Here is a 10128-nt window from a genome sequence, read left to right as displayed (position 1 = left end):
CACGATTAATGAGAGCTCGGTTATATGCGGGCCAATTGGTTGTGCGGTAGATTTTGTATGTAGGCTTCTTCATTTGGAAATTATATTGCCGAAGGAGTCCTTAAGAACAGCTTTGTGCAACAAAGCCTCAAGAAACTAATATCTCAGAAATAGTTTTTTCTGGAGATGGCTTATGGCTATATAACGGAAAGCCTACTAATACTAGGGTTAGTGGTATATGGTTCTTTGAAAATGTGGATTGTTATTCACTTGAGCGCTTAGAAAGTAATTTATTTTTAAATCCTTGGGCTCGGTTTCAGCTACATAATTCTCTTAATGAATTTACACAGAAAATTATAGACAATGATCAATTTCGAACTTTAATTGGGACAGTTAACCCTAGAGATCTTTTTGTAAAACACAAATAAATTTTATAGTTATATTAAAGCCCAATCATAGCCGATTGGGTTTTTTTAATGCTTTATCACATTACACACTTAATTATTAAGCTATTCGCCAAAGTATTATGTATTTCATCTAAACTCTAGAGCAGATAGGTATCTAAGCGGTTATTAATACATTTTCCATATCGTGAACATGTAATCTTAATAATTTTAGTATCTTCCAAAAAATCTATCGTACATAAACTTCTCATAATGACATACGTTGTGTCGTTTTTATTCCATAATGACACAGGTTGTGTCACAAGATAATGTCATTGATTGTCACAATTATGCTTAACATATTGATTTTACGTATAGCAAAATGACAAGCGATGTGTCGTCTTACGATCTGTCATTTTAGCTTTAAATAAAAAGCCACCCTTGCGGTGGCTTTTTTGTGATCTGAGCGATCGACTTTAAATTCTGAAAGTTATTTTAACCGCTTACCTGCTTCATCAATAATCATCTCCCCATCTTCCTTGCTAAAAGCTGCGCGCTGCGGAGCGGAAAGAATATCTAAAACAACTTCTGATGGTCGACACAATCTCGCACCCAGTTCAGTCACCACAAATGGACGATTAATCAAAATCGGATGTTGCAGCATGAAATCAATCAATTGATGATCTGTCCAATCACTGCTTTCCAAGTTCAGTTCTTCATAGTGCTTTACATTTTTACGAATCGCTTCACGTACCGACAGACCCGCATCCTGGATTAACTGAATCAGTTCCTCTTTGGTCGGTGGTGTTTTCAGATATTCAATCACCTGTGGTTCCTCACCGGTATTACGGATCAAGGCCAAGGTATTTCGAGAGGTTCCACACTCGGGATTATGATAAATCTTGATCTTTTGCGACATGACTTTTCTCAGTACATAAACAATATTGCTTTTATATATGGATATCCGTATATTCGCAATAGTAAATATATCAGGGTATCGCGATGCATCAGACCGATTTTTTCAAATGTCTTGCCGATTCAACACGTTTAGATATTTTAAAGCTGGTCATGGCCAAACAGAATGTCTGCGTATGTGAATTCACAGAACAATTAAATCTAAGCCAGCCTAAAATTTCCCGTCATCTGGCTTTATTGAGAAATCTGGGTGTGTTGCTGGATCAACGCCAAGGGCAATGGGTTTATTACCGTTTAAATCCGGATTTGCCGGTCTGGGCAAATGAAATATTAAAAGTCATCGCACAAGATCCGGAAATTCAAAAATTAAAATCTACTATTTCAAAACCTTGCGAAGTATCCTGAGTCCAATATCATGTCTGCTTCAAAAATGTCATTTTTAGATAAAAATCTGACCCTCTGGATTTTTATCGCCATGCTGCTGGGGATCGGGATTGGGGTTTTCTTTCCTCAGGCGTCGATTGCTTTAGACCGGATGAGTATTGATTCGGTCAATATTCCGATTGCCATCGGTCTGATTATCATGATGTATCCGCCACTTGCCAAAGTGGACTATGCCACCTTGCCGCAGGTATTTAAGGATAAACGCACGCTCACCCTGTCTCTGCTTCAAAACTGGCTGATTGCACCCTGCCTGATGTTTGCATTGGCGCTGATTTTCCTACAATCCTATCCTGAATATATGACGGGTGTTATTTTGATCGGCTTGGCGCGTTGTATTGCCATGGTCTTAGTCTGGAATGGTCTGGCGTGCGGCGATAATCAGTATGTGGCCGGACTGGTGGCATTTAACAGTATTTTCCAGATCCTGTTTTTCAGTACCTATGCCTGGCTATTTTTGACCTTCTTGCCGCCTTATTTTGGTGTTGAAGCACAGGTAATTGATGTCAGCTTCTGGACGATTACCCACGCGGTTCTGGTTTATCTGGGTATTCCATTTTTACTGGGCTTTTTGACACGTTTGATTCTGGTCAAGCAAAAAGGTCTGGAGTGGTATCAAACGCAGTTTATTCCAAAAATCAGCCCGCTCAGCCTGCTGGCCCTGTTATTTACCATTGTTGCCATGTTTAGCCTTAAAGGCGGCGATGTGGTCAGCCTGCCACTGGATGTACTCAGAATTGCCATTCCCTTGACCATTTATTTCGTGGTGATGTTCTTTATCAGCTTCTTTATGAGTAAGTGGATGGGCAATGATTATCCCAAAACTGCGGCTATTTCTTTTACCGCTGCCGGTAATAATTTTGAGCTGGCGCTGGCAGTTGCGATTGCCACTTTTGGTCTCGCCTCCCCTGTGGCATTTACCACCGTGATTGGCCCTTTGGTTGAAGTTCCAGTTCTGATTGCGCTGGTCAGCGTTTCATTATGGTTAAGAAAAAAAGTGTTTAAAGAGGCATAACCCGATGGATCTCCCGAATATCAATGTGAATCTGCTAGAAACACCGACACTGGACAAAGTTCAGGCCAAAGCGCTGGATCATCCACCCCGTATTCTGCTGCTGTATGGTTCAAACCGTGAACGGTCCTATAGCCGTCTCGCCGTTCAGGAAGCCGGCCGGATACTGGAATATTTTGGCGCCGAGGTTAGAATCTTCCATCCCAAAGGATTGCCCTTGCCTGAGGATGCAGATACGAGTCACCCTAAGGTAAAAGAACTGCATGAGCTTTTGGCCTGGTCAGAAGGCATGGTCTGGTGTTCACCGGAACGTCATGGTTCGATGAGTTCGATTCTCAAAGCCCAAATTGACTGGATTCCTCTGGCAGCAGGTGCAATTCGTGCCACCCAAGGCAAGACACTGGCACTCATGCAGGTCTGTGGTGGTTCGCAATCCTTTAATGCGGTGAATCAGTTGCGTGTTTTAGGACGCTGGATGCGCATGATCACCATTCCAAATCAGTCTTCTGTACCGAAAGCTTTCCTCGAATTTGAGGAAGATGGTCGCATGAAAGCATCGCCTTATTACAACCGCATTGTGGATGTGATGGAGGAGCTCTACAAGTTCACTCTACTCACCCGCGGTCAGTCTGCTTATCTCACCGATCGATATTCTGAACGGGTGGAAAGTGCCGAGGAATTATCGAAACGAGTGAATCAGCAAACGATCTAGTTTTATCTCAAATTCTCTGATCAATTTTTCAAAGCTTAAATATTAAAAAATCCCACTCAAGAAGCGGGATTTTTTATTTTGAAAATTGAGCAGCCACAAATTATTTTAATTAAAACGCTTTGGTTATACTCAATCCGGCACTCCAGTTTCGCCCTTCTGCCGGCTCATAGAAACGACCATTGCTTTCATTGACGATGACTGAACCTGAATAGTCTTTATCAAACAAATTATCTACACGCGCAAAAGTTTTGACAGACCAGTCTTTCATATTCCAGTTATAGCCAACATTGGCACCAGCCATGGTATAGCTTGGCGCATATTGAGTATTGGTATCGTTGACATAAATACGGTCTGAATAACGCACATCGAGACCTGCATTAAAGCCATTCTCAGGCTTCCATCCCAAACTTAAGAAAGCCTGATTCTTGGCAATCCCAGGAATATAGTTTCCATTGGGAATTTTCACTACAGCCACTTTTCCGTCTTTGCCTAGAATTTCCGGAATATCTGCATCAAAAGTTGCATCAATATAGCTATAGCTGGCTTGTGCTATCAGATCTCGCCAAAGATTTTTGTTCCAAGATAGCTCTAATCCTTTTCTTAGAGTTTTATCCGCATTACGGAAAGTCGAACGACCTTCATCACTACCCGCAGAAACAATGTCATTTTTAGTTTGAGTCTGAAATGCTGCTAAGGTCATATCACCAAAGCGATTAGCAGATTTTAATCCTAGCTCATAAGTTTCGCTTTCAGCAGCTTTTAAACCAAAGGTTTCATTAGTGTCATTTGCTGGGTAAGCCATTTCAGTAAAGGTCGGTGTTTCAAAACCTTGTGCATAGCTAGCATAGACCATTGCATCAGGAATAATTTTCCAACTTAAAGCGACTGAAGGCAAAAGCTTTTCATAAGTGGTCTTACCTGAGTTATCGCCATTTTCCCCAATGGTATAGTGATCCTCAGATTTAAAATGCACATTGCTATAACGCAAGCCTGCGTCTAAAGTCCAGTCTGGCGCAAAGTGATAAGAGGCCTGTATATAAGGATCAGCGTTCCAAAGCGTATTGTCTTCATTACGACGTAATTCACCTTTAACACCTAAAGTATTACCCACAAAATTTTGATAGCCTTTCCGCTCTTCGGTCATGGCATCTACGGCGACACCAGCAATCAGTTTGGTATTTGGCAGAATCTCTCGCCCTGTCCAGCGCAAGTCAGTCCCATAAAACTGACGGTCAAAATCAATCACGCCACCGGCATGATTAGGAGCGCCTTGTGCTGTACTTGGAATCGACTGATATTGGGTAACCTCACGCTGCCCCCAATACGCCATACCGTACAATTCATGCTGATCATTGATCGGCTTGTTCCAGGTTAATCCAGTTTGAAATTGCTCAATTTCTTTACGTGCATTATATAGCAGTACATTTGCTGCCACCTGTTTAGGATTTGCTCGCCATTGTTCACGTGTTAAACCACCTGGATCATCTGCTGCAATTTTGACATAGTTATTGACCCAGTTAATTTTAGAGCCATCCTCCAGATCCCAAGTCAGCTTGGCATTGTTCAGTACTTTATGTGCACCACTATGGTCACGGAAACCATCCGTATCAAAATAAGATGAACTGATGATATAGCTTGGTTCAGAAGCATTATCTGAGCCACCTTGTAGTACCAGGTTCGTTTGACCTTTATTCTGACTGCCACCTGAATATCCTAAAGTGACTGAATCAGGTCCTTGCCCTTCACGGCTTTGTGTCAGGATGGTTCCGCCAGAAGAATTACCATATAGCGAGGAAAATGGACCACTCAGCACTTCAATATGATCCAGACTATTCAGGTCAATATTCGAGGTTTGCCCCTGCCCATCCGGCATAGTCGCAGGAATACCGTCCACATATAAACGTACTCCTCGCACACCGAAAGTCGAGCGTGCGCCAAAGCCCCGCATTGAGATCTGTAAATCCTGAGCGTAATTTTCGCGGTTATTCAGCTGCAACCCTGGTACACCTTTTAAGGTTTCAGACAAGTTTACATTTAAGCTATTTTGTTGTTCCTGATGCAGATAATAGGTAGATGCCGGTGTTTCCAAAATGGCACGATCTGTACGGGTTGCTTCAACCACAATGGGAGCCAGTCGCTGTACCTCTGTAACCGGTTCTTCCGCATAAATTCCTTGACTGATACAGGCGATCAGGCAGGACAACGTTGATTTCATCGGTAACCGTCTTATATGAAGGTACATAGCTTATATTCCTGAAGTCTGGCGTCTATGCATGTCATGGAAGCCAAAATATTTATAAAGTGTTTTTTTGCTGTATCTCGAATGCTCAGCAGCATGAGATCAGTGCATCATGTTTATAAACATGCTCATCTGACCAATCATAATTTGCTGGTTAAGATTCATTGTTATAACAGCCTGTATTTTGCATAAAAAAGCCTGACGAATCAGGCTTTTTTACTTAACTATAAAACTTCATTATTTATTGTCAGGTAGTGCATAGGCAACCAAAGAGTCACCCATTTTGGTTCCGAAGGAACCATGACCACCCGCCATAATCACAACATACTGCTTACCGTTGGCTTCATACGTCATTGGCGTCGCTTGACCACCTGCAGGTAGACGACCTTTCCATAACTCATCCCCATTGTTTACGTTGATGGCACGGATATAGTTATCCTGAGTTGCACCAACAAACATCACATTACCCGCAGTCGAGATTGGACCACCTAACATTGGTACACCCATTTTAAATGGAGGCAATGGAATGCCCGGCATACTGTCACGAATCGTACCGATACGACGTTTCCAAGCGATTTCATGATTGGTCAGATCTACACCCGCCACATAGCCCCATGCAGGTTGCTTACATGGTAAGCCGAATGGAGAGAGGAAGGCACTGATTTCAACACCATAAGGTACGCCATACATTGGCTGTACCCCCGCTTCAGTACCTGCACCTTTGGCAGTCTGCTTACGGTTCGGATCTTGCGGAATCAAACGAGATACAAATGGCAAACCAATTGGGTTGGTCAATGCAATTTGACGGTCTGGATTCACAGACATACCGCCCCATTCGAATACCCCCAAGTTACCCGGGAAGACCAGCGTCCCGTTTTCAGAGGGTGGTGTATAAATACCGTCATAGTTCAGTTTTTTGAACGATACACGACACATTAACTGATCAAACATGGTGGCACCCCACATGTCCTTATCCGTCAATTTATCTTGAGGAGCCAGGTTGAAGTCAGAGAACGGTTGAGTTTTTGAATACCACTCGCCTTTGGTTTGCGGACCGCGTTTTACTGACTGAGGTACTGGTTTTTCAGTAATCGGAACGATCGCTTCACCTGTACGACGGTCTAATACAAAGGCATTACCGGTTTTGGTCAGCACATAGATCGCTGGAACCATTTTCCCGTTTTTGTCTTTGATATCAGTCAATGTCGGTTGAGCGGGTACATCCATATCCCACAAGTCGTGGTGAGTAGTCTGGAAGTTCCAGATCAATTTACCGGTAGATGCATTAATCGCCAGCATAGAGTTCGCATAACGCTCGTCTAGCTCAGTACGGTGACCACCGTAGATATCCGGTGTACCTACACCTGTTGGTACATAGACGATATCCAGCTGTGCATCATAAGCCAATGGCGCCCATGCGTTTGGAGAGTTATTTACGAATTTTTGCCCTGGAGCAGGAATCGCATTTGGATCTTCCGCACCCGTATCAAATACCCAGAGCAATTCACCAGTATTTACATCATAACCACGAATCACACCTGAAGGTTCTTCAGTTGAATAGTTATCTGTGGTTGAACCGGCGATGATAATGGTTGTACCTGTCACCACAGGAGGTGAAGTCGGGTTATAACCGCCTGGATATGGGAATGGCATGTCTTTTTGCAGATCGACTTCGCCGTTATTACCAAAGTCGGAACATACCTTACCAGTAGTTGCATTGACCGCCACCAAACGTCCGTCATTCACTGGTAAGATTACTTTCTGAGGACATTCGGCAGACGTAGTTGAACGCGCAGCCAGGCTGCTTTCAAAACCTGCAGTATTGTTCGCATCATAATAAGATACGCCACGGCAAGTTAAATGCTGGAAGGTATTGTCCGCTTTTAGCTTAGGATCAAAACGCCATTTTTCCTTACCCGTCGCAGGATCAAGTGCAATCAGGTACTGGTGAGTGGTACACATAAACAGGTTATTACCCACTTTAATCGGGGTTACCTGATTCGTAGTTTCACCAGAATCTTTATCCGTTTTTACATCACCGGTATGAAATTCCCAAGCTAACTCCAGATCTTTTACGTTATCAGCAGTAATCTGTTTTAATGGAGAATAACGTAAACCTGACTGAGTACGACCATAGGCTGGCCAGTCTTCGTCAGCAATACCTGGAATAGACTGATGCACTGCAGGTTGCTGTGATGTTAATTCGCCACGAATTTCTTGCGGGTCATTGAATACAGAATAGATCATTACCGCAATGGTAATTGCCAAAGTACTGGTGAGTGCAATCTTGGCACCTTTCGTCTCCCCAAAACCACGCGTCACGGCTGGAATGAGAAGTGCTAAACCGAACAGGCCTAAAATGTCTAAACGAGGTGCGAGTGCGAAGAAGTCCGAACCAACTTCCCATAGCCCCCATACCACTGTGCCTAAAATCAGCACGGCGTATACGATCAGTGCTGTACTTTTCTGTTTATGTAATAACACTGCGGTCGCAATAAAGAAAATACCGGCAATGATGTAGTACCAAGACCCACCAAGTACTGCCAGGTAAATCCCTCCGATCAGTAGTACCAGACCGAAAATAACAGCAATGACTGCCATAATCGTTTTCAGTACTGAACCTGAAGACGAAGTACTCATATTGAACACCTTTATAAGATTTCTTTTCGCTCATGCAATTCGAATGCATGAGCACCATATTGTTAAGTTCTTAGTTATAAATACATGAATACTTGGAGTATCAGTTCATCAATGCCCCAAAGTAATGGAAGAATCAATTGTGTATTTGCAACTAAAAACTCCGATTAGAACGACGTATTAAACTTGATTCCACCCACCCAGACATTTTCACCGTCTTTATATGCACCGACATGATGGACATATTGCAGGTTTGGACGGATGGTCAGCCAGTTAGTTGCATGAATGCCGTAATAGATTTCCGCATCGACTTCTTCACTACGGTTACCCAATACATCATTGTTCATATTGATACGGGCAACACCCAAAGCGATTTCATCCTGTGGACGGGCATCCATCGCACCTTTGTAGACAAGACCGATATTTTGCATATCACTAACTTGGTTGGTTTTAGAGTCATGAACAGTGACGTTCACGAAACCGCTTAAACCACGTGATGTATCCCCTTGATGTGAAGTCAGCTGTTGCTTAGCTACAATCCACCCCCCGTGATGATGACCATTTTGGGTTTGTTCATCTTGTGGAGTCACGCCATCAAATATTTTGGCATCAGCGGTACTGTAGTAATAACCGGCACGATATTCACCTGGCAGTTTTTGCTCACCCAGTTTCGGTGTCCACACCACTTCTGCCGGAATGATCGCGCCTTTAGAGCCGTCTGTGCTCAGGCTAAAGCCTTTACCACGTTCCAGATTCTCAGGGTTATATTCATAGACGCCCACTTGGGTAAAGATTTCAGGTGTGAGGTTATATTTCACACGTGCTGCCCATTGTGATACCGGCCAATTATACCATTGGTCACCGACCCAGTTGCCCACCTGTGAACCACACAATGCCAGGTTCTGGAAATCGCAGTCAAAACTGTTAAAGTCTTCACCTTCACCGAAGCGACCAACTTTGACATCCAGTTTCTGATCCATGAATTTTTTCTTGATCCAGAAGTCAGTTAAACGCCAGGTTTGACCACGTCCCCATACTTCCTGCACCGAGCTTAAGTGTCCATTAAGCGCTTCAGCAGTATTGGATAAGTTACGACCGTTACGCTGAGTCACCGTAATTTGTGCTTCGGTATCTTTCCATCCTGCAATTTTTTCCAGATCCAGATGGGCCCCGATTGCAAACTGGTCGGCGTATTCAGTACCGTGATCAGATGAGTTTTTAGCATTAATGAGTGTTGCTACTTCACCGGTATAACCAAAACTGAAATCATAACCTTGTTGTTGAAGTTGAGTACGCTGACCATTCCAGTCGCCTAACATCCATGGATTTTCTGTACTAAATGCATCCGCAGCATGAGTAGCAGTATTTGCCAATAGCAAAGCAGCCAAGCATGTATATACAGCCTTGGATAATTGGGAGATAGACATTAAATGTGTCGCCTTAATCACACTTATATGGAGAATATATTATACCTCTTTATATAAATTGTTTGTTTTTAATATAAATTATATATTATTAAGTATTTTAAAAATTAAATTTATATAAATATCAAAATCTTAATAATTATTCAAAATTTTTTAATGAAATTTATTTATATTCTTTAAGTAAATTAAAAACTTATTTTTGAACAGGTCATGCCAATAAGAGTTTAATATTTATTCACTACTGAACCGTACCGGGTTTGGCGGAGACTTTTTTATTTAAGTTAGGCCACCTGACCTAACGGGTTAATCTTATCATAGTACATTGCTTCAAACTCAAAAGGCGATACATAACCCAGTGCACTGTGTACACGCTTTTTATTGAACCA

7 protein-coding genes are annotated in these 10128 nt (G+C 42.6%); 3 read left to right on the top strand and 4 right to left on the bottom strand.

Annotated elements, in window-relative coordinates; all coding sequences use genetic code 11:
- Positions 1–852: 852 nt before the first annotated feature.
- Positions 853–1281, bottom strand: a complete 429-nt coding sequence (arsC, locus tag C3420_RS15515) for an arsenate reductase (glutaredoxin) (RefSeq protein ID WP_004814597.1) — start codon at positions 1279–1281, stop codon at positions 853–855.
- A gap of 83 nt (positions 1282–1364) precedes the next feature.
- Here arsC and C3420_RS15510 point away from each other — a divergent pair, with 83 nt between their 5' ends.
- Genes C3420_RS15510 through arsH form a run of 3 tightly spaced genes read left to right on the top strand, consistent with a single transcriptional unit; the run spans position 1365 to position 3442 of the window.
- Positions 1365–1682 carry a metalloregulator ArsR/SmtB family transcription factor gene (locus C3420_RS15510; protein ID WP_103800955.1) on the top strand — a complete coding sequence of 106 codons (318 nt, stop codon included), beginning with the start codon at positions 1365–1367 and terminating at the stop codon, positions 1680–1682.
- Between the two features lie 10 nt (positions 1683–1692).
- Positions 1693–2733: an ACR3 family arsenite efflux transporter gene (arsB, locus tag C3420_RS15505; protein ID WP_103800956.1), complete on the top strand. Its 1041-nt coding sequence runs from the start codon at positions 1693–1695 to the stop codon at positions 2731–2733.
- Between the two features lie 4 nt (positions 2734–2737).
- Positions 2738–3442 (top strand): arsenical resistance protein ArsH, encoded by a 705-nt coding sequence (gene arsH, locus C3420_RS15500; RefSeq protein WP_103800957.1) that lies wholly within the window; start codon positions 2738–2740, stop codon positions 3440–3442.
- A 109-nt stretch (positions 3443–3551) separates the two neighbouring features.
- On the opposite strand, the gene C3420_RS15495 is transcribed toward arsH, so the two are convergent.
- The 3 genes from C3420_RS15495 to C3420_RS15485 all read right to left on the bottom strand — a co-directional run bounded on the left by C3420_RS15495 (position 3552) and on the right by C3420_RS15485 (position 9745).
- Positions 3552–5684: a TonB-dependent receptor gene (locus C3420_RS15495; protein ID WP_103800958.1), complete on the bottom strand. Its 2133-nt coding sequence runs from the start codon at positions 5682–5684 to the stop codon at positions 3552–3554.
- Between the two features lie 234 nt (positions 5685–5918).
- A complete protein-coding gene (locus C3420_RS15490) occupies positions 5919–8321 on the bottom strand; it encodes a glucose/quinate/shikimate family membrane-bound PQQ-dependent dehydrogenase (protein WP_103800959.1) in 2403 nt (800 codons plus the stop codon).
- A gap of 164 nt (positions 8322–8485) precedes the next feature.
- A complete protein-coding gene (locus C3420_RS15485; protein WP_103800960.1) occupies positions 8486–9745 on the bottom strand; it encodes a carbohydrate porin in 1260 nt (419 codons plus the stop codon).
- Positions 9746–10128: the final 383 nt, after the last annotated feature.

Source organism: Acinetobacter sp. ACNIH3, from assembly GCF_002918965.1.
GTDB lineage: Bacteria > Pseudomonadota > Gammaproteobacteria > Pseudomonadales > Moraxellaceae > Acinetobacter > Acinetobacter schindleri.
This window is presented reverse-complemented; position numbering and strand designations above follow the sequence as displayed.

Coding starts and splice junctions, on each gene's coding strand:
- arsC (WP_004814597.1), bottom strand. CDS start 1,281: ATGTCGCAAAAGATCAAGATTTATCATAATCCCGAGTGTGGAACCTCT.
- C3420_RS15510 (WP_103800955.1), top strand. CDS start 1,365: ATGCATCAGACCGATTTTTTCAAATGTCTTGCCGATTCAACACGTTTA.
- arsB (WP_103800956.1), top strand. CDS start 1,693: ATGTCTGCTTCAAAAATGTCATTTTTAGATAAAAATCTGACCCTCTGG.
- arsH (WP_103800957.1), top strand. CDS start 2,738: ATGGATCTCCCGAATATCAATGTGAATCTGCTAGAAACACCGACACTG.
- C3420_RS15495 (WP_103800958.1), bottom strand. CDS start 5,684: ATGTACCTTCATATAAGACGGTTACCGATGAAATCAACGTTGTCCTGC.
- C3420_RS15490 (WP_103800959.1), bottom strand. CDS start 8,321: ATGAGTACTTCGTCTTCAGGTTCAGTACTGAAAACGATTATGGCAGTC.
- C3420_RS15485 (WP_103800960.1), bottom strand. CDS start 9,745: ATGTCTATCTCCCAATTATCCAAGGCTGTATATACATGCTTGGCTGCT.